The following is a 21,979-nucleotide window of genomic DNA, read 5'->3' on the forward strand; positions in this document are numbered from 1 at the left end:
TCCGATCGGGGTCAGCGGAGTTCGGTGGCTCGGGTTTCGGGGAGTGTGCGGATCACGAAGAACGCGATCGCGGCACCGATGGCGATGTACCAGAAGAACAGCGTCGACAGGTCGTAGCGGGCCAGCGCCTGGATCACCAGTGGTGCGGTACCACCGAAGATGGCGACGGTGAGGTTGTACCAGGCGCCGATGCCCAGGCCGCGCAGCTCGGTGGGGAACAGCTCCGACATGATCGCCGGTGCGATGGAGGTCATCGCGGTGTAGAGCGCGATGCCGACGCAGAACACCACGAGCAGGTTCCCCAACCCGGGCCGGACCAATGTGGACAGTGGCACGATGAGAACCGCGGTGGCCGCCGACCAGACCAGCAGCTGCGGTTTCCGGCCGATGCGGTCGGACAGCACGCCCATCGGGTATTGCAGGGCGATGAAAATCGCGGTGGCGATCGACAGGGCCAGGAACACATCGGTGGCGTTCGCCGCGCGGTTGGTCACCGCGAACGGGGTCAGCGCGCTGAAGAACGTGTAGTAGCACAACGTCGACAGCATGCTGAAGCCCACCAGCTGGGCGACGGCCTTGGGGTGGTGCGTCAGCGTCATCCACAGTGGATTCTTCAGCGCCTTCGCCTTGGCCTGGTTGTCCTCGAACTGCTCGGTCTCCTCAAGGGTGCGGCGCAGCCAGATGCCGAGCAGCCCGAGCACTCCGCCGATCAAGAACGGGATCCGCCAGCCGAAGTCGGTGAGCTGGTCCTTGGTGAGCAGTGCGGTGAGCACGTAGCCGAGCAGCGAGGCGACCAGCAGCGCGGTACCGGTGGAGATGTAGAAGAACGCCGAGTAGCGACCCCGCTTGGCCGGTGGCGCGATCTCCGCCAGGTACGCCGAGGCGTTGGACACCTCGCCGCCGAGTGAGAGGCCCTGGCCGACCCGGGCCAGGATCAGCAGGATCGACGCCGCCCAGCCGATCGCCTGGAAGGTCGGCAGCAGGCCGATGATCAGCGAACCACCGGCCATCAGCGAAATGGTCAGCAGCATCGCGGTCTTGCGGCCCCGGAGGTCGGCGAACCGGCCGAGCAGCCAGCCGCCCAGCGGGCGGAAGAAGAACGCCAGCGCGAACGTGGCCAACGTGTTGATCAACGCGAGTTCACCGGGGAAGAACGCCGAGGCGAAGTAGACGCTGAAGGCGGTGTAGATGGTCCAGTCGTACCACTCGATCGCATTGCCGATGCTCGCGGCGACCAGCGTGCGAACGGGCAGGCGGGAATCTTCGGCCGTCGCCGCGTCGTGAGCCATCGCATCCTCCGGTTTCGTGGCAGGACGCTCTTGTTCCGGGGACGCGCTCGCGTTCCGGACCTCGAACGGGTGACGACACAGTACGGTCTGCGCCGCCCGCGCGGAAGGTCCGGATTCAGTCAGTGGGAAAACGGGCTATCGCGGGCCGATGGGCGTACCGGCCAGCTCGTGCGCGGTCTTGTTGCACTCCGGGCAGGTCGTCCACAGCCATGCGATATCGGAGTTGTCCACCGTGATCTGCGTGCCGCACAACGTCTCGATCTGCGTATCGGTCGGAAATCCGCCACGGGGCCGGGGTTTCAGCGTGGCGTGTCGCTGTCCTTCACCGGGTTGCCAGCGAAACGGGTAGGGCATGCACGATCACCGCCTGTTCCAAAGTCCAGTCAACTGGAGGCGACCGCCGCGCGCCATCGCGGGAGGTGTCGCGTCCGGGCAGTCGCTTCGGGGGAACGACGAAAGGGAACATACCGAACACCAGTGCGCGCCGCGCTGCTGCGAGACTGGCTGGTATCCGCATGCTGGGCTCCTGATCGGTCGTCGTCGCGCGTACCATTCTGGTGGTACTGAAACGGCGGGCCAATTACCTGAACAGGTAGTAGTTACTTGACTCGAATTCTGTTTCGCTGTGTTTCATGACCCGTACCACTGGTGGCACGCCGAAAGCCCGCGCACTCGGCGCTGAGCTGCGCGAAGCCAGGGAAGCGACCGGCAAGAGCCTGCGTGCGCTGGCACAGGAGCTCGATACCAACCACGTCAAGCTGATGCGGTACGAGACGGGAAAATCCGTACCGCCGCCAGAAGTGGTCGCCGCATTCGTCACCGCATTAGGTGTTTCGGCTACCGAACGTGATCGACTTGTTGAGATGGCCCGCGATGCCGACGCGCCGAACTGGCTCACCGCGGACCGGGCCGGGGTGCGGCAGGAACTGACCGCGCTGATCGAGTTCGAGCGCACCGCTACCCGCATAACCAACGTCGCCACCGGGTTGATCCCCGGGTTGCTCCAGACCTCCGACTACGCGCGCGCCGTGATGCGCGGCAAACCGGTCGGCGAGGTCGAGAAGCTGGTGCTGATGCGGGTCGGTCGCCGCGAGATCCTCTCCGCGCGCAACGCCCCGCGGCTGATGACGATCATCAGCGAGCACGCGCTGCGAGAACCGATCGGTGGGCATGCCGTGATGGCCGAACAACTGCGCAAAGTGGAGGAACTGGCCAGCTGGCCCAACATCGAGGTTCGCGTGGTGCCAAGTGGATCGACGACTTGGCATCCCGGTCACGTGGGCCCTTTCGTGGTCTTCGAGTTCCCCAAGGCGCAGCCGATCGTCCACTTGGAGCATTACCGGTCGGCGGTTTTTCTGTACAACCCAGGACTCGCGCAGGAATACCTGGACGCGATCACTACCCTGCTCTCGTTCGCGATGGACGACGCCGAATCAATCGGGTTCATCGCCAAGTGTGCGAACGAGATGGAGGCTATTGCGTGATTACTGCACAGCCGGTCGGTTGGCGGAAGTCGAGCTGGTCGGCGCAGGAAACCGACTGCGTCGAGGTCGGCCGCGCCGGTGACGGCGCAGCGGTCCGGGATTCGAAACATCGGGCGGCGGGGTACTTCACGGTGTCCGATGTCCAGTGGCGATCGTTCATCGCTGGAGTGCGCACCGGTCGGTTCGATTTCTGAAAGCCGCCCACTGCGGTGCCCTCGGCTCGCGGTTCGAGGGCACCGAGGCTGGTTTTCCACAGCTCTCTCGTGACCAGCCAGTTCTTCGACTCATTTCGGGTGAATTGGCCCGTTTCGTCTAGGTCGGTCGAATCCGTTGACCTGGCGACCACAGTGCTCGCACTCGCCGACGAAGATCCGCTGAACGATCTCCTCGGCCACCAGAATTGATCAACGTTTCAACGATCTCGACGAAGCGGCGGAATTGGCGATTCGGGATCGCGCGATGCGCATCGCCCGGCGAACTCGATCCTTCAGCGCGGCAACGAATAACGCGCGGCGTTGTGGTGCAGCGGGCCGAGGCGGTTGCGACGCGAATCGGCTCGCGACTCGTCGAGCACACCATGCACGACCTCGTCATCTCGCCGCTGACCAAACTGCTCAGCCTGCTGCTGCGACCGGCCAGTGCGCACATCGAAAATCCCGGCCAGGCACTGTCCTAAATGGTCGGTCGACTGGAGATCCAACAGCTCCGCGCCCGCGCCGAAGCCGAACTCGGCGCGGCCTTCGACCTCCGGAGGTTCCATGACGTGGTGCTCGGCAACGGCCCGATGCCCGTCCTCGACGAGGCCATCGCGGACTGGACCAGGAGTCGATCGAACCGCTGATTCGATGCCGCGAGTGGTAATAGTCGGCAACTGCGACCAGTGCTGCTCGCGGCTGGAGTCAGCTCGTGGTGGCGAGGGTGAAGGGCAGCACCGCCGGGGCACCGGCCTGGCGGAGCAGGCGGCTGGCGACCGTGATGGTCCATCCGGTGTCGGCGTAGTCGTCCATCAGCAGCACTGGTCCGTCCAGTGTGGACAGTTTGGCGGCGAGGTCGTCGGGCACCTTGAACTGCGGCCACAGCGACGCCACCCGCTGAGCGCTGTTCGTGGCCCGCCGAGGCGTCGTGTTCGGGTTCGTCAACACCTCGCCGAGCAGCGGCAACCGGCCGATCGCGGCGATCTGCTCCGCCAGGCTGCGCACCAGCCGGGGCCGGGTCCGCGACCCGAGCGCGACCACGCCCACCGGGCGCAGCTCCCACTCCCAGGCGGCCAGCACCTTGATCACGGCCTGGAACAGGTCGTCGGGCAGATCCTGGTCCGGTGCGCCGGTGCCGAGCAGTTCGCGCAGCCGGTTTCCCCATCCGATGTCGGTGAGCCGTCCGATCGCCCGGCCCTCGGCGGCCTGCTCGCCAGCGGCTACCTTGCCAGCAGCCGCAACACCCAGCGCGTCCATCCCGCTCGGCCACATCTTGCGCGGCGAAACCGCCACACCGGGTCGGCGCAGTCGTTCCTCCGCCCGCTGCACGGCGTGCTCGTCGACGTCGGCGGCGTAACCGGAGCCGGTGCAGTTGTCGCAGCGCCCGCACGGTTGGGCGTGCGGGTCATCCAGCTGGCGCCGCAGGAACTCCATCCGGCAGGACGAGGTGCCGAGGTAGTCGAGCATCGCCTGCTGCTCGGACTTCCGCTCGACCGCGATGCGCTGGTACCGCTCGGCGTCGTACGCCCAGGGCTGCCCGGTGGCCTCCCAGCCGCCCTTCACCCGGCGCACGGCGCCATCGACGTCCAGCACCTTGAGCACCATCTCCAGCCGGGTGCGGCCCAGTTCGACGTGCGGCTCAAGTGCTGCCGTCGACATCCGCTCCGCGCGGCCCAGCGCATCGAGCACCGCGCGCACCGTGGGTTCGGGCGGGAACGCCAGCGATGCGAAGTAGCTCCAAATATCGCGGTCTTCGGGGCCGGGCAGCAGCAGCACCTCCGCCCGCTGCACACCGCGCCCGGCGCGGCCGATCTGCTGGTAGTAGGCGATCGGCGAGGACGGCGCCCCGACGTGGACCACGAAGCCCAGGTCGGGTTTGTCGAAGCCCATGCCCAGTGCGGAGGTCGCCACCAGCGCCTTCACCCGGTTCGCCAGCAGGTCCGCCTCGGCCTGCTGGCGTTCGGCCGGGTCGGTGCGACCCGAGTAGGACGCCACCTGGTAGCCCTGGTCCCGCAGGTAGGCCGCGATCTCGTCGGTCGCCGCCACGGTCAGGGTGTAGATGATTCCCGAACCGGGCAGGTCGCCTAGGTGGCTGGCCAGCCAGCCCAGCCGCGCCTGCGCCGTCGGCAACCGGACCACGCCCAGCCGCAGGCTCTCCCGGTCCAGGCTGCCGCGCAGCACCAGCGTTTCCCGCGGATCGGTGTACTCGCCGCCCACGCCGAGCTGATCGGCCACGTCCTGCACGACGCGGTCGTTGGCGGTGGCGGTGGTCGCCAGCACCGGCACGCCTTCCGGCAGCTCGGTGAGCAGCGTCCGCAGTCGCCGGTAGTCCGGGCGGAAGTCGTGGCCCCAGTCGGAGATGCAGTGCGCCTCGTCCACCACCAGCAGACCGGCGCTCTGGGTGAGCTCGGGCAGGATGGTGTCGCGGAAGTCGGGGTTGTTCAGCCGCTCCGGGCTGACCAGCAGCACGTCGACCTCACCGGCGGCGACCTGCTCCTCGACGTCAGCCCAGTCCTCGGGGTTCGCGGAGTTGATCGTCGCGGCGTGCACGCCAGCGGCCGCGGCCGCATCGACCTGGTTGCGCATCAGCGCCAGCAGCGGCGAGACGATCACGGTCGGACCTTCGCCGAGCTCGCGCAACAGCGCGGTGGCGATGAAGTAAACCGCGGACTTGCCCCAGCCGGTGCGTTGCACGACCAGCGCGCGACGGCGCTGGAGCACCAGTGCGCGGATCGCGCTCCACTGGTCCTCGCGCAGCGTGGCATCAGGGCCCGCCAGGGCGCGGAGTCGGTCGTCGGCGAGTTCGCGCAGCGCGTGTTCGTCCACGTCCCGATTCCTACCGGAAGGCCCTGACGTGCCGGATCCGGGGGCGGTGGCGCACACCTGGGTGAGGCTGGCCGGGCCGGAAATCGGATGTCGAGGGGTTGTCCGAACGGACTAGTCTGGGCAGGTGACCACCACCGAATCCACGACAACGGCCAAGGCGTCCGGCGACGAGTTGCGGGAGCAGGTCCGCGACGCGGCGCGGCGGGCCAAGCGAGCCGCGACCGAGCTGGCCCAGGCCACCAGGAGCACCAAGGACGCGCTGCTGCACGCGATGGCCGACGCCCTGGTGCGGCGGACGCCGGAGGTCCTCGCCGCCAACGACCGCGATATCGCGGCCGGTCGCGACTCGGGCATGCCGGAGCACATGGTCGACCGGCTGAGCCTGAGCCCGGAGCGGATCGCCGCGATGGCCGATGGGCTGCGCGTGGTCGCCGGGCTGCCGGACCCGGTCGGCGAGGTGCTGCGCGGCAGCGTGCTGCCCAACGGGTTGCAACTGCAACAGGTCCGGGTGCCGCTCGGCGTGGTCGGGATCGTCTACGAGGGTCGTCCCAACGTCACGGTGGACGCCGCCGGGCTGACGCTCAAGGCGGGCAATGCGGTGCTGCTGCGGGGATCGTCCTCGGCGGAGCACTCCAACACGGCGCTGGTGTCGATCCTCTCCGACGTGATCGGCGAGCACGGTCTGCCCGCCGCTGCCGTGCAGCTGCTGCCGTGCCACGACCGGGCGTCCGTGCACCACTTGATCACGGCCCGCGGCCTGGTCGACGTGGTTATCCCGCGTGGTGGCGCGGGATTGATCGCGGCCGTCACCGAGCATGCGACGGTGCCCGCCATCGAGACCGGCGTCGGCAACTGCCACGTGTACGTCGACGCCAGTGCCGACATCGACTCGGCACTGCGCATCCTGCTCAACTCCAAGGCGCGGCGTCCCAGCGTGTGCAACGCGGCGGAAACGGTGCTGGTGCACAAGGACATCGCCGACGAGTTCCTGCCGCAGGCGCTGGCCGAACTGCACAACGCGGGAGTGACCGTGCACGGCGACGAGCGCGTGGTGGCCGCCGGTGGTGCGAACGTCGTTGCGGCGACCGAAGAGGACTGGGACACCGAGTTCCTGTCGCTGGACATCGCGGCAGCGGTGGTGGATTCGCTGCCCGATGCGGTGGAGCACATCCGCGCCCACGGCTCCGGGCACACCGAGGCCATCGTGACCAGCGACGTCCGGTCCGCGCGGCAGTTCACCTTGCAGGTCGACGCCGCTGCCGTGATGGTCAACGCCTCCACCGCGTTCACCGACGGTGGCGAGTTCGGGATGGGCGCCGAGATCGGCATTTCCACCCAGAAGCTGCACTCCCGCGGTCCGATGGGGCTGCCCGAGCTGACTTCCACGAAGTGGCTGGCCTTCGGTGACGGGCACGTGCGACCGGGCTCCGCTCCGGCGAACGCGAGTCCTCTGCCGGGGAGCTGAGTTGACCGGGGCGCCGCGCCGCAAACGGGATTCGGCCGCTACCAAGGAAGCGTTGCTGCAAGCCGCCTCGGAACTGTTCGCCGAGCGCGGCTTCAACGCGACCACGGTGCGCGACGTGGCGGCCCGCGCCGGGGTGAACCAGGCGTTGTTGTTCCGCTACTTCGGCTCCAAGCAAGAACTTTTCGCAGCCGTCCTCAGCCACAACAGTGCTCGGGTGCTCGATGCGCAGCCGCCCGAGGAGCTGCCGTGGCGAATGCTGTGCAACCTGCTGTCCGCGGAGCAGCGCAGCGGTGACGAGCATCCGATCGCGGCGATGCTGCGGTCCTACAGCGACGAGCGCGCCGCGCAGGTGCTGCGCGAGGAGTTGGGTGCGAGGTACGCGGCCCGGCTGGCGGAACTCACCGACGCAGCGGACGCCGAGCTGCGCGCGGATTTGGTGCTCGCCTGGCTGTTCGGCATCGGCATGGTTCGTTCGGTGCTGGGCAAGGCGCCGTTGCGCGATGCCGATCCGGACGTTGTCGCCCGGTACGTGACGCGGGCGATTTCCGTTCTGCTGGAACGAGTGGACGTTCCGGACGAAAGATGATGGAGGCGTGCGAAGCCGTTCCGGCGCGCGTAGCGTGGTGATGTAAGCGCTCGCTTACATCACGTCCACCTGGAGCTGTGCATGACCACCACGGAGCCGAGGACCTATCCGTTCAGCCAAGCCGACGCGCTGAACCTCGATCCCATCTACGCGCGGCTGCGCGAGCAGGAACCGCTGAGCCGAATCCGGCTGCCCTACGGAGAATCGGCCTGGCTGGCGACCCGCTACGAAGACGCCAAGATCGTGCTGGGCGACCCGCGGTTCAGCCGCGCCGCCGCGCTCGACCACGACGAGCCGCGGATGCGGCCCCAAGCGTCCTCCGGCGGACTGCTCACCATGGATCCCCCGGACCACACCCGCCTGCGCAAACTGGTCGCGAAGGCCTTCACCGCGCGCCGCGTCGAACAACTGCGGCCGCGAACCCAGCAGATCGCGGACGATCTCATCGACCGGATTCTCGAACACGGCGGACCGGCCGACCTGGTCGAGGATTTCGCGCTGCCCCTGCCGATCACCGTCATCTGCGAACTGCTCGGCGTGCCCTACGCCGACCGCCGGGACTTCCGGGTGTGGTCGGATGCGTTCCTGTCGACCACGAAGCTCACCCCGGCGCAGGTGACCGACTACATCGACCGGATGATGGGCTACATGGCCGGGCTGATCGCCGAACGCCGCGCGCTACCGGCCGACGACCTGCTCAGCGCGCTGATCGCGGCCCGCGACGAACAGGACCGGCTTTCCGAGGAGGAAATGGTCCGGTTGGCCGCGGGGATCCTGGTGGCCGGGCACGAAACCACCGCGACGCAGATCCCGAACTTCGTCTACGTGCTGCTCACCCACCCGGAACAGCTCGCGGAACTCCGCGAGCACCTCGACGGGATGCCGCAGGCCGTCGAAGAGCTGATGCGCTACGTGCCGCTCGGTGTCGGCGCTGGTTTTCCCCGCTACGCCACCGAAGACGTCGAGTTGGGCGGGGTGCTGGTGCGGGCCGGTGAACCGGTGCTGGTCAGCACCGGCTCGGCGAATCGCGACGAGTCGGTGTTCAGCGACGCGGAACAGCTCGACCTGACCCGTCGGGAGGCCTCGCACATCGGCTTCGGACACGGCCCGCACCACTGCCTCGGCGCCCAGCTGGCGCGGATGGAGCTGCAGGTCGCCCTGAGCACGCTGCTGCGCAGGTTGCCGGGACTCCGCTTCGCGACCTCCGCCGACGACGTCGACTGGAAATCCGGAATGCTGGTTCGCGGCCCGCAGAAGATGCTGGTGTCGTGGCAAGGTGTCGGGTGATCTCGCTCATATCTGAAAGAGGTGGCGAATGAGCTGGTCGATCGAGGTCGACTCGAATGCCTGCATCGGTTCCGGCATGTGCGTCGGGGTCGCTCCGGAGCATTTCGACCTGGTGGACGGGTTTTCGTGCGCGAAGCAGGCGACCGCGGATCCAGCTGACGAGGTCGTCGACGCGGCGGAGTCCTGCCCGGTCGAGGCGATCCTCGTCAAGGACACCGAAACGGGCCGCGTGATCGCTCCCGAAGAGTGACCCAGGACACGCCAGCAATCGAATCATGGCGGCACAGGTGCGTCGTCCCACCCGTGCGCGCCTGAGAAACGGCAGCGCCCGCGACCCCCGGTGCCCCCAGCAGCCGAGGGTCGCGCAGGGCCGTGGGGCCCGGCCCAAGGGGGGAGCTCGGGCCAGGCCCCACGGTCGGCGTGCGGTGCGATGCGCGACACTTCGGCCCGCCCCGCCGAGCGGCGCGGGCCGTCGGCTTTCTAGGCTTATCAGTTATGTCTCGTCGCCGGATCGGGGTCATGGGTGGCACCTTCGACCCCATTCATCACGGGCACCTGGTAGCTGCCAGCGAGGTGCAGGCCCAGTTCGGCCTGGAACAGGTCGTCTTCGTGCCCACCGGCCAGCCGTGGCAGAAGAGCCACGAGCTGGTGAGCCCGGCCGAGGACCGCTACCTGATGACGGTGATCGCCACGGCGTCCAACCCGCGATTCCTGGTCAGCCGCGTCGACATCGACCGCAGCGGCCCCACCTACACCGCGGACACCCTCACCGATCTGCATAAGCAGTTCCCGGATGCGGACCTGTACTTCATCACCGGCGCCGACGCGCTGGAGCAGATCCTGTCCTGGCACCGGGTCGAGGACCTGTTCGACCTGGCGCACTTCATCGGGGTGACCCGACCCGGCTACTCGCTCAACGGCGCCCACCTACCGGCCGGTGCGGTGTCGCTGGTGGAGATCCCGGCGATGGCGATCTCCTCCACCGGCTGCCGCGACCGGGTCCGAGCGGGCCTACCGGTCTGGTACCTGGTCCCGGACGGCATCGTCCAATACATCACCAAACGCGGCCTCTACCGCGAACCCACCCAGGAATGGGGCCCGTAGCGATCTCCGCGACCGAGCCGAAGGTCCGATAGGCAGCGATGAACGAACTGACGCTCGGCATCCCGGAGAACCTTCGTGCGGATGTGGAGCGGCTCTGGGCCTACCACGATCTCCACCACGAGCTCCGCCGCTGCGACGTGGGCGTTGGCCTGGGCGGCCGCGATCTGGGCGTCGCCGATCACACCGCTGACCTCTACCGGGACGGGTACTTCCCGCTGATCGTCTTCACCGGCGCGAACGCCCCGACAACCATCGGGCGGCTCCCGCGAGGCGAAGCCGTGCACTACCGCGAGCGCGCGCTTGACCGCGGCGTACCCGACTCCGCGATCCTGGTCGAGCCGCGGGCGACCAACACGGCCGAGAACATCGAGTACACCCGCGAGCTGCTCGCCGCGGCAGACATCGGCGTCCGTTCCGTGCTGATGGTGTCGCGCCCCTACCAACAGCGCCGAGCGTTCGCCACGGCCAAGAAGGTGTGGCCCGCGGTCGAGATCGTTTGCAGTTCCCAGCGATTGCCGCTCGACGAGTACGTCCAGGCCATCGGGGACGTCGACTACGTGATCAACATGCTCGTCGGCGATACCCAACGGATCACCGTCTACGCCGAGCGCGGTTTCGCGATCCCGCAAGAGGTCCCGGCAGAGGTGGATGCCGCGTACCGCCGCCTCGTCGAGGCTGGCTACACCACCAGGCTCGTTCACGACTAGGCCGCATGCGCTGGTCGCAAGATCCTGAGGTGCGATACGTCACCGACCGCGTGCGCCGCCGAGAAGCCGCGCCGGAATGGGCCCGCCGCAACCGCTTCGGCTTGAGCCGCGAGCGCTGGGTGGTTGTCGGCCCGGCAGCCGTGCAGACGGGTCCGGCCTGGTCCCGGGTGGGCTGGCTATCCTCTATTCGGCGTGGGTCGCACACCGGGCCCACCCGAGAGGAGTGAAGTGGCAGCCACCGAGAACGCCCGCCGACTGGCTCTGATCGCGGCGCAGGCCGCGGCGGACAAGAAGGCCACCGACGTGGTCCTGCTGGACGTCTCCGAGCAACTGGTCATCACGGACTGCTTCCTGATCGCCTCGGCGCCGAACGAACGGCAGGTCGAGGCGATCGTTGACGCGATCGAGGAGAAGCTGCGCGCGGCCGGTACCAAGCCGGTGCGCCGGGAGGGCGCGCGCGAGGGCCGGTGGGTCCTGCTGGACTTCGTCGACGTCGTGGTGCACGTCCAGCACTCCGAAGAGCGGGCGTTCTACCAGCTGGAACGGCTGTGGAAGGACTGCCCGCGGATCGAGTTCGAAGACCAGAGCCAGCCCGTCGAGGCCGATTCGAAGGACTCCGACGCGTGAGTCTGGAGCGGCTGGTGCTCTGGCGGCACGGGGAGACCGACTACAACGCGGCAGGACGCATCCAGGGGCACCTCGACAGCTCGCTGACCGAGAACGGCCGGGAACAGGCCCGGCGCGCGGCACCGGTGATCGCAAGGTTCGCCCCGGACATCGCGATGAGCTCGGACCTGACGCGCGCCCGCTCGACAGCGGCGGCGTTCACCGAGTTCAGCGGTACTTCGGTGCGGTTTGACAAGCGGTTGCGCGAGACGCACTTAGGGGAGTGGCAGGGGCTCAGCGGCGCTGAAGTCGAGCACGGCTGGCCCGGGGCGATGACCGTGTGGCGAGCGGACGCGGCGTGGGCGCCGCCGGGCGGTGAGTCGCGCGTCGAGGTCGCCGAGCGCGCTTCGGAGGTCGTCGACGAGCTCCACCACCAGCACCAGGGCACCGCCCTGCTGTGCGCGCACGGCGGTCTGATCACGGCGCTGACCGCCAGGCTGGTCGGCCTGCCGGTGGACCTGTGGCCGGGATTGGGCGGCATCACCAACTGCCACTGGGTGGTCCTGAAGCCGCGCACCGGCGACGATCATCGCTGGCGGTTGGTGGCCTACAACGCCGGGGTACCGGCCGAGGCCTGATCGCGTTGCGGAGCCGACGTCGTAGGGTTGCGACGTGCCCATTGCAGTCGTCACCGACTCGACGGCGTACCTGCCGGAGGGATACGCCGCGCAGTACGCGGTGCGAACCGTCCCCTTGCACGTCAGCGTGGATGGGGCTGGCTCGATCGACGAGCCCGATTTCGGTCCGGGGGATCTCGCGAGCGCCTTCGCCCGCAAGCACCGGGTGACCACCGCCGGTGCCACCCCGCTGGAGTTGGCGCAGGCCTACCAGCAGGCGCTGGACGATGGCGCCGACGGCGTGGTGGCGGTGCACCTGTCCCGCCAGTTGTCCGGCACCTGGGACGCGGCGCGGCTGGCCGCGCGAGAGGTTGATCCCGAGCGGATCCGGGTCGTGGATTCCCGATCCACCGCCATGGGATTGGGGTTTTCCGTGCTCGCAGCGGCTGAGGCGGCGAAGTCGGGGGCCGAGTTGGCCGAGGTCGCGGGCACCGCGGCGTTGACCGCGGAGCGCACCACGACGTTGTTCTCCGTGCAGACCTTGGAATACCTGCGGCGCGGTGGGCGGATCGGAACCGCCGCCGCGGTGCTGGGCACGGCGTTGGCGATAAAGCCGCTGCTGCACGTGCACGACGGTCGTATCTCCGCCTTGGAGAAGGTGCGCACGACCACCCGCGCCATGGCCAGGTTGTTGGAGATCTCGTTGGGTGCGGTGGGTTCCGCGTCGGCTGCGATCGCGGTGCACCACCTGGCCGCACCGGAGCGCGCCGAGCAGCTCGCGGGGCGGATTCGGGCCGAGCTCGGGGAGGGCGCGGACTGCGTCGTTTCGGAGGTCGGCGCGGTGATCGGCGCGCACATCGGGCCCGGTGCGGTGGGCGTCGTGGTATTACCGAACGGGTGGCGTTCCGGCGCCTGAAAACCTTTCGGTGGGCGGATTCCACACGATCGAATTGAATCCGGTCGATGAGTTATCCACAGTGGTCTGGTTTATCCACAGATTCGAAAAATAAAGCTGCGCAACACCATTCAGCTGCTCTACCGTCGACTGCATGTTCGACATCCAACGTTTCCGCGCCCACCACAACGAATCCGACGAAGAGCTCGATCCCAGAAGCAGGCTGCAGACGCTGCGGCGACATGCCTCCCACGATGATGCCGCGGAGCGAGCCGGGCCGAATTATTCGGCGACACCGCCAGATACCGCGGCCCGCTCGCCCGTGCGGCGGCTGGCCGCGCGGTGGCTCCCGGAATCCCTGCTTCGGTCCAGAGTGGACCCCGGGCGTTCCGGGGTGATCGCGCTCGGCCTGGTGGCTGGTGCCGTGCTGCTCGGTGTTTTCGTGCTGTCGTGGACGAGTCGGCCCACGGCCGAGTCAGCGCCACCACCCGTCCTGCCGCCACCGCTGCCGACCGCCACCGCGGCTGCGCCGGAGCTCGTGGTCAGCGTTGTCGGACGGGTGGTGCGCCCCGGTCTGGTCACCGTGTCGCCGGGTGACCGGGTGGCCGACGCCGTTGCGGCAGCAGGCGGTCCGCTGCCCGACACGGACCTGGCGGGCCTCAACCTGGCCCGCCGGTTGGTCGACGGTGAACAGCTCTACGTCGCCGTGCCCGCGCCACCGCAGGCGCAGTCCGGACAGCCGGGCGGCGACGGAAAAGTCGATCTCAACGCAGCTACGGAGGAGCAGTTCGATGAACTACCAGGCGTCGGCGAGGTCACCGCCAAGCGAATCGTGCAGTGGCGGGCCGAACACGGCCGGTTCGACTCGGTGGAGCAGTTGCGGGAAGTCGGCGGCATCGGCGATTCGCGGTTCGCCAAGCTGCGGGAGCTGGTGCGGGTATGACGGCGGGACTCGATCTGCGCCTGGTGCCCGCGGCACTCGCGGTGTGGGCCGTGACGTTGACCGGACTGCTGGCGGGCTGGGTTCCGGCCGCCGTCCTGGCATCGCTGGCCCTGCTGGCCGCGCCGCTGGTGTGGCAGGTGGTGCACTCCCGGCCGACTGCCAGGGGAGCACTCGTGGTCCTGCTGCTGGCGGGCGTCGCGGCAACCGGGATGGCGGTGCGTGGCTACGGGATCGAGCACCACCCGGTGCGGCTGGCCGCCGAGCACGGCGAGCGGGCAACACTGCGGGTAACGCTGACCAGCCGACCAACGCCGTTGCGCGGTGCGGCATTCGGAGCCCGCAGAGCGCAGGACCGGTCCGTGGCCCGCGCCGAGGTGCGGACCGCCGAGATCGCCGGGCGGCGAATGCGGGCAGGCGGGCCGGTGGTGCTGCTGGTCCCGACCGCCGGGTGGCGGGATCTCGTTGCCGGGCAACAGGTCACGGTGCGCGGCGAGGTAGCACCGCCGCGTGCCGGTGAGCTCACGCTCGCGGCGGTCCAGGTGTTCCACCCACCGACCGAGATCACGCCCGCACCGGGTTGGCAGCGCACCGCCGAGGACCTGCGCGAGGGCCTGCGGCGCGTGTCGGCCGACGTGCTCAGCCCGGCTGCGGCGGGCCTGCTGCCCGGTTTGGTGGTCGGCGACACCGGGGGACTGCCACCCGAGGTGGAGCAGGACTTCGAAACCGCTGGACTGTCGCACCTGACAGCGGTTTCCGGTGCCAACCTCGCGATCGTCTGCGGCGCGGTGCTGGGGCTGCTGTACCTGGTCGGCGCGGGGCCGGTCGTATCGGCGGTCGGAGCGGCCCTGGCGCTCGTCGGCTTCGTCGTCCTGGCGGGTCCGGAACCGAGCGTGCTGCGAGCAGCGGTGATGGGTGCGATCACGCTGCTGGCGCTGGTGTTCGGCAGACAGCGGTCGGCGTTGCCGGTGCTGGCCGCGAGCGTGATCAGCCTGCTGCTGTTCCAACCGGACCTGGCCGCGAGCGCGGGATTCGCGCTGTCGGTCGTGGCCACCGCCGGACTGGTCCTGCTGGCGCCGAGGTGGTCGGCGTCGCTGCGTGCCAGCGGAGTTCCGATCGGGGTGGCGGAAGCGATCGCGGTGCCGCTGGCGGCGCACGTCGTCACGGCACCGCTGATCGCAGCCTTCTCCGGTGCGATCAGCCTGGTGGCGGTGCCGGCGAACCTGCTGGCCGGACCCGTCGTCGCCCCGGCGACGGTGTTCGGGGTGCTGGCCACTGTGGCAGCACCGGCTTCAACCTGGCTGGCTGGCGCGTTCGCCTGGCTGGCCGCGCCGGAGTTGGAGTGGATCCTCCTGGTCGCGGACCGGGCGGCGGCGATTCCGGGCGCGGCGTTCGACTGGCCGTCGGGCACCGTCGGTGGGTTGCTGCTCGCCGCGCTCGTGGTGGTTGGGCTGGTTGCCTTGCGCGGCAAGCGGATTCGTTGGTTGGTGGCGGTAGCGGTGTTGCTGGGCGCGCTCGTGCTGGTGCCGGTGCGCGGCATGCTGCCGGGCTGGCCGGTGCCCGGCTGGAGCATGGTCGCCTGCGATGTCGGGCAAGGCGACGGCCTGGTGCTGGCCACCGGCCGCCCGGACGAAGCCGTGGTGGTCGACACCGGGCCGGATTCGCGACGAGCCGCGGAATGCCTGCACCGACTGGGTGTGCGCCGGATCCCGCTGGCCGTGCTCACCCACCTGCACGCCGACCACGTCAGCGGACTTGCCGCGCTGATGGGGAAAATCCCCGTCGATGCGGTCGCGGTAGGTCCGCTGCGGCAACCGGCGTGGGCGTTGGACGAGGTGGTTCGCGATGCCCGCGCGCATCGGGTTCCGGTCCTGCCGATGCCGTCCGGGCAACGGGTCAGCTGGCCGGGATTGGTGCTCGACGTGCTCGGCCCGGACCCGGCGCTGGCCAGGACGCAGTCGGCCGACGACGCCAACGACGCGTCGATCGTGCTGTTGGCGACCACCCGGGCCGGACGGGTCCTGCTCACCGGCGACATCGAACTGCCGGGGCAAGGCCGACTGGTGGTGTCCGGGGCGGATCTGCGAGCCGACGTGCTCAAGATCCCGCACCACGGATCCCGCTACACCACACCGCGTTTCCTGCAAGCAGTGCGTCCACGGCTGGCCGTGATCAGCGTCGGAGCTGGCAACAGCTACGGCCACCCAAGTCCGTTCGTGGTCGACACCCTCACCCGCGCGGGCACCAGAGTGCTCCGCACCGACCAGGAAGGAGATATCGCCATCCTGCCCGGCCCGCAAGGCCCCCGCTACGTCTCGCGAGGCGACCCGTTGCGCGCGACGGAGTCGTAGCCGATGCCAAGAACCGAGCGGCACCGCACGAGTGCCGGTCGCCACCCTCCGGCGGGTGCCGCTCGGTTTCCGGACGGGATTACAGGCCGAGGGCTTGGTTGACCGCCTCGGTGGTCGGGGCGATGGTGGCCTTCGGGCCGAGCTGGTCCTGCACCGCGTCCAGGGTCTTCAGCCCGTCACCGGTGATCAGCAGCACGGTGTCGGCGTCCGGGTCGATCTTGCCGGTTTCGATGAGCTTCTTCGCGGTGGCCACGGTGACCCCACCGGCGGTCTCGGCGAAGATGCCCTCGGTGCGGGCCAGCAGCCGAATGCCGTCGCGGACCTCGTCGTCGCTGACGTCCTCGATGGCGCCACCGGTCTTGCGCACGATGTCCAGCACGTACGGGCCGTCGGCGGGCGCGCCGATGGCCAACGAGCGGGCGATGGTGTCCGGCCGCACCGGCTGGACCACGTCGTGGCCGTTCTTGAACGCCGTGGACACCGGGGAGCAGCCGGTGGCCTGCGCGCCGAAGATCCGCACCGGGCTCGGCTCCACCAAGCCGACCTGGCCGAGCTCGTTGAATCCCTTGTAGACCTTGGTCAGCTGAGAACCAGAGGCGATCGGCACCACGATCTGCTCGGGGATGCGCCAGCCGAGCTGCTCGGCCACCTCGAAGGCCAGCGTCTTGGATCCCTCGGAGTAGTAGGGCCGCACGTTGACGTTGACGAACGCCCAGTCCTCGTGCTCCGAGGCCAGTTCGGTGGCCAGCCGGTTCACGTCGTCGTAGTTGCCGTCGACGGCCAGCAGCGACCCGTCGTAAACCGCGCTCATCAGGATCTTGGCGCGCTCCAGGGTCTTGGGCACCAGCACCACCGAGTCCCAGCCGGCGCGGGCGGCTGCGGCGGCAACCGCGTTGGCCAGGTTGCCGGTCGAGGGGCAGGCCAGCACCTTGAAGCCGAACTCGCGGGCCGCGGCCAACGCCACCGCGACCACGCGGTCCTTGAACGAGTGGGTGGGGTTGCCGGTGTCGTCCTTGATCCAGATCCGCTTGACGCCCAGCGCCTGGGCGAGCTTGTCGGCCCGGATCAGCCTGGTACAGCCCGGTTCGGTGTTCGGGTGCTCCTCGACGTTGGAGGGGACCGGAAGCAACTGCTTGTAACGCCAGATCGAGCGCGGCCCGGCTTCGATGTCCTCCCGGCGGATCCGGCCGAAGTCGTAGGCGACCTCCAGCGGGGAGAAGTCTTCGAGGGAGACGAACTCGGGGGCCAGCGGCTGCCGGTGCCCCTCTTCCTTGGACACCAATTCGACGGCATTACCCAGGTCCAAGGCTTTGTTGGCAGCGGTCTGGGCATGGGCAGCAACGGTCATCGCGAGGTCCTCTCCTCATCTGTCCCGCGGACGGGTCGGAATTGGCACCGCTTTCGCCAGCGGCCTCGCGCAAGTACACGATTCGCTGACGACGGTTGCCGGGGCTTCATCGGGCCGTTCCCTCTGCCCCTCTGGATGAGCTATGCAGTTGTGCCCGCAACGCTAGTGGACCGCGCCTGGTCCTGGCCAGGGCGATCCAGATGGCGGGACTGTCGCCGATGCGTGCGACGATGCGTGCATGAACGCACCGGCCGTGGTCCCCGATCCGCTGCAGCTGGTTCTCGGCGACGAGGAACTGCTGGTGGAACGCGCGCTGTGGGCCGCCGTCGGCGCCGCCCGCGCCGCTGATCCGGAAGCCGAGCTGCGCCGCGTGAAGGTGAGCGAACTCACCCCGCCGGAGCTGACCGAACTGCTCAGCCCGTCGCTGTTCGCAGAGGGCCGGGTGCTCGCCATCGAATCGGCGCAGGACGCCGGTAAGGAGATCGCCGAAGCCCTGCTGATGCACGCCCGGCAACCGGCCGACGGCGTCATGCTGGTCGTCGTGCACAGCGGTGGCGGGCGGGCCAAGCACGCCAAGGAGCTACCAGGCGCGTTGCGCAAGCTCGGCGCGCGGGTCACGGAGTGCAACAAGATCACCAAGCCCGCCGAGCGGGAGGCGTTCGTCCGCGACGAGGTGCGGCGGGCTGGCGGCAAGACCGACGCCGCCGGAGTGGCCGCGCTGATCGAGACGGTCGGCTCGGATCTGCGGGAGCTGTCATCCGCGGCTGCGCAGCTGGTCGCCGACACCGGCGGCAAGGTCGACGAGGTCGCGGTGCGCCGCTACCACCGAGGGCGGGCGGAGGTCACCGGTTTTGCGGTCGCGGAGAAGGCGGTGACCGGGGACCGGGCGGGTGCTCTGGAGGCGCTGCGCTGGGCGGTGCAGCTCGGCGTCGCGCACGTGCTGATCGCCGACGCCCTCGCGGACTCGGTCCGCACCATCGGCCGGGTCGCCGCCGCCGGTGGCCGGGGCGACCCGTTCCGGCTGGCCAGTGAGCTGGGCATGCCCGCGTGGAAGGTGAAGAAGGCGCTGGCGCAGTCCCGCGGCTGGAACCCGACGAGTCTCGCCGCGGCGCTCCAGGCGGTCGCCGAGGTGAATGCCGGGGTCAAGGGTGTCGCCGCAGATGCCACCTACGCATTGGAACGCACGGTCCTGCGCCTGGTCGAACTCCGCAACCAGCGCTCCTGACACCCGCAGCCAGGCTTGGGTGCACAGCAAAAGGCCCCTTCCCGAGGAGGAAGGGGCCGAAAGCTCGGGCCGTGGCTCAGAGCTGGTTGGCGCGCCGCGCCAGCGCGGACTTCTTGTTCGCGGCCTGGTTCTTGTGGATGACGCCCTTGCTGGCGGCCTTGTCCAGCGCGCGGCTGGCGGCCCGCTGCAGCTCGATGGCCTGGTCCTTCTCACCAGCGTCAGCGGCCTCGCGGAACTTGCGGATGGCGGTCTTGACCGAGGACTTGACGGCCTTGTTGCGCAGCCGGTTCTTCTCGTTGGTCTTGATCCGCTTCATCTGGGACTTGATGTTGGCCACTGTCGCGCCTCTTCCTGGTCTGTCGAATCGGTCGTGCCGCGCTGTTTGTTGGCGCTGCGCTCGGCAGGTTTCCTCCACGGCGGAATGCCGCACGGCACGGTCGTCCATGCTAACAGCGGCTACCTGCGCGGATGTCAGCCGGGCAGGGCCGGAAGCCGGTCTTCGGAGGTTGGGCACCAGAATTCGACGGCGTAAGATCACCGTCGGCTGTGCCTAGGGTTCCGCTTCCGCTCCGACAGGGCATCGACAACCAGGAGCGCGGGGGACTGGTCCGAGCGGCACCGGCGAACGCGGAACGGACGCGGTCGCACATCTGACGGGACAAAAGCCTGGAGGAGCCCAGCTGCCGCGCGCCCGCGCGGCACGGAGAGGGATCCGTGGGCTTCGCTGCCGTGCTACTCGTCGTCGCCGCTGCATTCGCACACGCTGGTTGGAATTTCTTCGCCAAGCGAGCAGGCTCGGCTGGCGCCGGTTTCGTTTGGCTCACCGCGACCTGCTCGGCGGTGCTGTACCTGCCGGTGATGGCCACGTCGTTGATCTGGACCGGGCTGCCGTCACTTGCCAACTTGCTGTTGGGCGTGCTGGTCAGCGCGACCGTGCACCTGGGGTACTTCCTCCTGCTGCAGCGCGGCTACGCGGTCGGCGACATGTCGGTGGTGTATCCGCTGGCCAGGGGTACCGGTCCGATGCTGGCGATGCTGATCGCGGTGCTGTTGCTCGGGGAGCGGCCGGGTTGGATCGGGTTGCTCGGCGGGCTGCTGGTGGTCGCCGGGGTGTTCGTGATCGGCCTGTCCGACGGGGTACCGCGTTCCGGCGCGAGCCTGGCCGGTGTCGGGTTCGGGCTGCTGACCGGTTCGCTGATCGCGATCTACACGGTGTGGGACGCCCACGCCGTGACAGCGCTGGCGCTGGCGCCGCTGGTGTACGACTGGGCGAACAACCTCGCCAGGTCGGCGATGCTCGCCCCGTACGCCGTGACCCGGCGAACTCAGATCGCGGCGGCCTGGGCGGGGCACCGCAAGGAGATCCTGGCGGTGGCGCTGCTGTCGCCGCTTGCCTACATCCTCGTCCTGTTCGCGATGCAGCTCGCCCCGGTCAGCCTGGTCGCCCCGGCCCGCGAGCTGAGCATCGTCCTGGCGGGTCTGCTCGCCTGGCGACTGCTGGGTGAACCACAACCGATCCGCCGCATGACCGGAGCTGTGGTCGTCCTAGCCGGGGTAGTCCTCCTCGGCATCGCCTGATTTCCCGTCTTCGGGCCTCGTTTTGCTGGCGGAACCGTCGGCTCTGGATCAGGCCCGCAGATCTTCGGTGAGCACGGCGTGCGCACCGTCCTCCCGGAGGCGCCGGTAGCTGGTGGTCACCGCGGTGCGGAACACCGGATGCCGCGCGAGTTCCGGCGCGAAGATCCGATCGATGCCGAGCAGCGACCCAGGTGCGCGATCCCGATCCGCTGCGGTGTGGGCCGGGGCGGTCCGGGCCGAAAGGCGCGAGCCGGTCACCAGTCGTGCACCGATCCGTCGCGGCGCCGGTTCACCGGCAGGTAGCGCGGGTCGTACGGGAACGCCGCGGCCGCTTCCTCGTCCACGTCCACCCCGAGCCCGGGGGCGTCGCCGGGGTGCAGGTAGCCGTTGTTGAAGGTGTAGCTGGTGCGGAACACCTCGGACGCCGGTTCGGCGTGCCCCATGTGCTCCTGGATGCCGAAGTTCGGCACCGCGAGATCGACGTGCAGCGCTGCGGAAAGCGATACCGGAGAGAGGTCCCCGGCACCGTGCGAACCGGTCCGCACCCCGTAGAGCTCGGCGAGCGAGAAGATCCGCCGCAGGTGCGTGATGCCGCCCGCGTGCGACACCGAGGTGCGGATGTAGTCGATCAGCCGCTCGGTGATGAGCTGCTGGCAGTCCCAGATCGAGTTGAGCACCTCACCGACCGCGATCGGGGTGGTGGTGTGCTGCCGGATCAACCGGAATGCGCTCTGATCCTCGGCCGGTGTCGGGTCTTCGATCCAGAACATCCGGTGTTCTTCCAAATCCCGGCCGAGGCGTCCGGCTTCGATGGGTGTCAGCCGGTGGTGCGCGTCGTGCAGCAGGTGGAAGTCGAATCCGAACCGCTCCCGCACCGCACCCAGCACCTTCGGCGCGAACCGCAGGTAGGACTCGGTGTCCCAACGACTTTCCGCCGGTACCGCCGACGACGCCGGCTCGTACACGTGCTGGCCCCGTTCCGGGACGCCGTAGGTCTTGTCCACGCCGGGCACCGCGGCTTGGGCGCGCACCGCGAGGTAGCCCTGATCCAGGTGCGCGGCGACGTCTTCGAGCAGTTCGGGGATGCCCTCGCCGCTGGCGTGCGCGTAGACCAGCACGCCGTCGCGCGCCGCGCCGCCGAGCAATTGGTAGACCGGCAGTCCGGCGATCTTGCCTTTGATGTCCCACAGCGCGACGTCCACGGCGGCGATGGCGGTCATGGTCACCGGGCCGCGTCGCCAGTAGGCGCCCTTGTAGAGGTACTGCCAGAGGTCTTCGATGCGGTGCGCATCGCGCCCGAGCAGCAGTGGGCAGACGTGATCGCGCAGGTAGGACGCCACGGCGAGCTCGCGACCGTTGAGCGTGGCATCGCCCCAGCCGACCACTCCGTCGTCGGTGGTGAGCTTGAGCGTCACGTAGTTGCGGCCGGGCGCGGTGACGATGACCTTCGCATCGACGATCTTCGACATTGGGTGGT

The 21,979-nt window shown here is 69.1% G+C and carries 24 protein-coding genes and 1 riboswitch; of the genes, 17 read left to right on the plus strand and 7 right to left on the minus strand.

Translation table 11 applies throughout. The annotated features are described in order from the left end of the window. Positions 1-11 precede the first annotated feature (11 nt). Positions 12-1,289, minus strand: coding sequence for an MFS transporter (locus ACTWQN_RS10660; RefSeq protein WP_443203226.1), 1,278 nt, complete (start codon positions 1,287-1,289; stop codon positions 12-14). A gap of 135 nt (positions 1,290-1,424) precedes the next feature. After that, on the minus strand, positions 1,425-1,643 hold the full coding sequence (locus ACTWQN_RS10665; protein WP_443203227.1) for an HC3 family zinc finger protein: 219 nt from the start codon (positions 1,641-1,643) through the stop codon (positions 1,425-1,427). Between the two features lie 278 nt (positions 1,644-1,921). On the opposite strand from ACTWQN_RS10665, the gene ACTWQN_RS10670 reads away from it, so the two are divergent. From ACTWQN_RS10670 to ACTWQN_RS10685, 4 genes are all read left to right on the plus strand, one after another. Then, positions 1,922-2,773, plus strand: coding sequence for a helix-turn-helix domain-containing protein (locus ACTWQN_RS10670; protein ID WP_443203228.1), 852 nt, complete (start codon positions 1,922-1,924; stop codon positions 2,771-2,773). Next, positions 2,770-2,967 (plus strand): DUF397 domain-containing protein, encoded by a 198-nt coding sequence (locus ACTWQN_RS10675; protein WP_443203229.1) that lies wholly within the window; start codon positions 2,770-2,772, stop codon positions 2,965-2,967. The genes ACTWQN_RS10670 and ACTWQN_RS10675 overlap by 4 nt, the downstream gene beginning before the upstream one ends. Positions 2,968-3,293: 326 nt before the next feature. Next, complete coding sequence (locus ACTWQN_RS10680) at positions 3,294-3,449, plus strand: hypothetical protein (protein ID WP_443203230.1); 156 nt, start codon at positions 3,294-3,296, stop codon at positions 3,447-3,449. After that, positions 3,450-3,614 (plus strand): DUF885 family protein, encoded by a 165-nt coding sequence (locus ACTWQN_RS10685; RefSeq protein WP_443203231.1) that lies wholly within the window; start codon positions 3,450-3,452, stop codon positions 3,612-3,614. Positions 3,615-3,672: 58 nt separating this feature from the next. On the opposite strand, the gene ACTWQN_RS10690 is transcribed toward ACTWQN_RS10685, so the two are convergent. Beyond that, a complete protein-coding gene (locus ACTWQN_RS10690) occupies positions 3,673-5,793 on the minus strand; it encodes a RecQ family ATP-dependent DNA helicase (protein ID WP_443203232.1) in 2,121 nt (706 codons plus the stop codon). Between the two features lie 124 nt (positions 5,794-5,917). Between ACTWQN_RS10690 and ACTWQN_RS10695 the strand changes: the two genes are divergently transcribed. From ACTWQN_RS10695 to ACTWQN_RS10745, 11 genes are all read left to right on the plus strand, one after another. Continuing rightward, positions 5,918-7,258 (plus strand): glutamate-5-semialdehyde dehydrogenase, encoded by a 1,341-nt coding sequence (locus ACTWQN_RS10695; RefSeq protein WP_443203233.1) that lies wholly within the window; start codon positions 5,918-5,920, stop codon positions 7,256-7,258. Between the two features lies 1 nt (position 7,259). Next, positions 7,260-7,844 (plus strand): TetR/AcrR family transcriptional regulator, encoded by a 585-nt coding sequence (locus tag ACTWQN_RS10700; protein ID WP_443203234.1) that lies wholly within the window; start codon positions 7,260-7,262, stop codon positions 7,842-7,844. 81 nt (positions 7,845-7,925) lie between these two features. Beyond that, entirely contained in the window at positions 7,926-9,131 is a 1,206-nt protein-coding gene (locus tag ACTWQN_RS10705) for a cytochrome P450 (RefSeq protein WP_443203235.1), read from the plus strand. 28 nt (positions 9,132-9,159) lie between these two features. Continuing rightward, complete coding sequence (locus ACTWQN_RS10710; protein ID WP_443203236.1) at positions 9,160-9,381, plus strand: ferredoxin; 222 nt, start codon at positions 9,160-9,162, stop codon at positions 9,379-9,381. 245 nt (positions 9,382-9,626) lie between these two features. After that, positions 9,627-10,235 (plus strand): nicotinate-nucleotide adenylyltransferase, encoded by a 609-nt coding sequence (gene nadD / locus ACTWQN_RS10715; RefSeq protein ID WP_443203237.1) that lies wholly within the window; start codon positions 9,627-9,629, stop codon positions 10,233-10,235. A 38-nt stretch (positions 10,236-10,273) separates the two neighbouring features. Then, positions 10,274-10,942: a YdcF family protein gene (locus ACTWQN_RS10720; protein ID WP_443203238.1), complete on the plus strand. Its 669-nt coding sequence runs from the start codon at positions 10,274-10,276 to the stop codon at positions 10,940-10,942. A gap of 228 nt (positions 10,943-11,170) precedes the next feature. Continuing rightward, the gene (gene rsfS / locus ACTWQN_RS10725; protein ID WP_443203239.1) at positions 11,171-11,569 is read left to right on the plus strand and encodes a ribosome silencing factor; all 399 of its coding nucleotides are present in this window, start codon (positions 11,171-11,173) and stop codon (positions 11,567-11,569) included. Continuing rightward, the gene (locus ACTWQN_RS10730) at positions 11,566-12,186 is read left to right on the plus strand and encodes a histidine phosphatase family protein (protein ID WP_443203240.1); all 621 of its coding nucleotides are present in this window, start codon (positions 11,566-11,568) and stop codon (positions 12,184-12,186) included. Before rsfS ends, ACTWQN_RS10730 begins: the two co-directional genes overlap by 4 nt. Positions 12,187-12,220: 34 nt before the next feature. Next, positions 12,221-13,081 (plus strand): DegV family protein, encoded by an 861-nt coding sequence (locus tag ACTWQN_RS10735; RefSeq protein ID WP_443203241.1) that lies wholly within the window; start codon positions 12,221-12,223, stop codon positions 13,079-13,081. A 133-nt stretch (positions 13,082-13,214) separates the two neighbouring features. Next, entirely contained in the window at positions 13,215-14,003 is a 789-nt protein-coding gene (locus tag ACTWQN_RS10740; RefSeq protein ID WP_443203242.1) for a ComEA family DNA-binding protein, read from the plus strand. Beyond that, positions 14,000-16,351: a DNA internalization-related competence protein ComEC/Rec2 gene (locus ACTWQN_RS10745; protein WP_443203243.1), complete on the plus strand. Its 2,352-nt coding sequence runs from the start codon at positions 14,000-14,002 to the stop codon at positions 16,349-16,351. The genes ACTWQN_RS10740 and ACTWQN_RS10745 overlap by 4 nt, the downstream gene beginning before the upstream one ends. Positions 16,352-16,430: 79 nt before the next feature. Here ACTWQN_RS10745 and thrC read toward each other — a convergent pair whose 3' ends face one another. After that, positions 16,431-17,699: a threonine synthase gene (thrC, locus tag ACTWQN_RS10750; RefSeq protein WP_443203244.1), complete on the minus strand. Its 1,269-nt coding sequence runs from the start codon at positions 17,697-17,699 to the stop codon at positions 16,431-16,433. 12 nt (positions 17,700-17,711) lie between these two features. Next, positions 17,712-17,841: riboswitch (SAM riboswitch) on the minus strand. Between the two features lie 96 nt (positions 17,842-17,937). Here thrC and holA point away from each other — a divergent pair. Continuing rightward, positions 17,938-18,924 (plus strand): DNA polymerase III subunit delta, encoded by a 987-nt coding sequence (gene holA, locus ACTWQN_RS10755; protein WP_443203245.1) that lies wholly within the window; start codon positions 17,938-17,940, stop codon positions 18,922-18,924. Positions 18,925-19,000: 76 nt separating this feature from the next. Here holA and rpsT read toward each other — a convergent pair whose 3' ends face one another. Beyond that, positions 19,001-19,261: a 30S ribosomal protein S20 gene (rpsT, locus tag ACTWQN_RS10760; RefSeq protein ID WP_443203246.1), complete on the minus strand. Its 261-nt coding sequence runs from the start codon at positions 19,259-19,261 to the stop codon at positions 19,001-19,003. 377 nt (positions 19,262-19,638) lie between these two features. Between rpsT and ACTWQN_RS10765 the strand changes: the two genes are divergently transcribed. Next, positions 19,639-20,502 carry an EamA family transporter gene (locus tag ACTWQN_RS10765; protein WP_443203247.1) on the plus strand — a complete coding sequence of 288 codons (864 nt, stop codon included), beginning with the start codon at positions 19,639-19,641 and terminating at the stop codon, positions 20,500-20,502. Between the two features lie 48 nt (positions 20,503-20,550). Here ACTWQN_RS10765 and ACTWQN_RS10770 read toward each other — a convergent pair whose 3' ends face one another. Together ACTWQN_RS10770 and manD are read right to left on the minus strand one after the other, a co-directional pair. Continuing rightward, entirely contained in the window at positions 20,551-20,760 is a 210-nt protein-coding gene (locus ACTWQN_RS10770; protein WP_443203248.1) for a hypothetical protein, read from the minus strand. After that, the gene (gene manD / locus ACTWQN_RS10775; RefSeq protein ID WP_443203249.1) at positions 20,757-21,971 is read right to left on the minus strand and encodes a D-mannonate dehydratase ManD; all 1,215 of its coding nucleotides are present in this window, start codon (positions 21,969-21,971) and stop codon (positions 20,757-20,759) included. The genes ACTWQN_RS10770 and manD overlap by 4 nt, the downstream gene beginning before the upstream one ends. Positions 21,972-21,979: the final 8 nt, after the last annotated feature.

It is taken from the genome of Saccharopolyspora antiqui, assembly GCF_052246905.1.
Lineage (GTDB): Bacteria > Actinomycetota > Actinomycetes > Mycobacteriales > Pseudonocardiaceae > Saccharopolyspora.

What these genes read in the sequence shown, in the direction of transcription:
- ACTWQN_RS10660 (WP_443203226.1), bottom strand. Translation starts at nt 1,289, where the DNA reads ATGGCTCACGACGCGGCGACGGCCGAAGATTCCCGCCTGCCCGTTCGC.
- ACTWQN_RS10665 (WP_443203227.1), bottom strand. Translation starts at nt 1,643, where the DNA reads ATGCCCTACCCGTTTCGCTGGCAACCCGGTGAAGGACAGCGACACGCC.
- ACTWQN_RS10670 (WP_443203228.1), top strand. Translation starts at nt 1,922, where the DNA reads ATGACCCGTACCACTGGTGGCACGCCGAAAGCCCGCGCACTCGGCGCT.
- ACTWQN_RS10685 (WP_443203231.1), top strand. Translation starts at nt 3,450, where the DNA reads ATGGTCGGTCGACTGGAGATCCAACAGCTCCGCGCCCGCGCCGAAGCC.
- ACTWQN_RS10705 (WP_443203235.1), top strand. Translation starts at nt 7,926, where the DNA reads ATGACCACCACGGAGCCGAGGACCTATCCGTTCAGCCAAGCCGACGCG.
- ACTWQN_RS10710 (WP_443203236.1), top strand. Translation starts at nt 9,160, where the DNA reads ATGAGCTGGTCGATCGAGGTCGACTCGAATGCCTGCATCGGTTCCGGC.
- nadD (WP_443203237.1), top strand. Translation starts at nt 9,627, where the DNA reads ATGTCTCGTCGCCGGATCGGGGTCATGGGTGGCACCTTCGACCCCATT.
- ACTWQN_RS10720 (WP_443203238.1), top strand. Translation starts at nt 10,274, where the DNA reads ATGAACGAACTGACGCTCGGCATCCCGGAGAACCTTCGTGCGGATGTG.
- ACTWQN_RS10740 (WP_443203242.1), top strand. Translation starts at nt 13,215, where the DNA reads ATGTTCGACATCCAACGTTTCCGCGCCCACCACAACGAATCCGACGAA.
- ACTWQN_RS10745 (WP_443203243.1), top strand. Translation starts at nt 14,000, where the DNA reads ATGACGGCGGGACTCGATCTGCGCCTGGTGCCCGCGGCACTCGCGGTG.
- thrC (WP_443203244.1), bottom strand. Translation starts at nt 17,699, where the DNA reads ATGACCGTTGCTGCCCATGCCCAGACCGCTGCCAACAAAGCCTTGGAC.
- holA (WP_443203245.1), top strand. Translation starts at nt 17,938, where the DNA reads ATGAACGCACCGGCCGTGGTCCCCGATCCGCTGCAGCTGGTTCTCGGC.
- manD (WP_443203249.1), bottom strand. Translation starts at nt 21,971, where the DNA reads ATGTCGAAGATCGTCGATGCGAAGGTCATCGTCACCGCGCCCGGCCGC.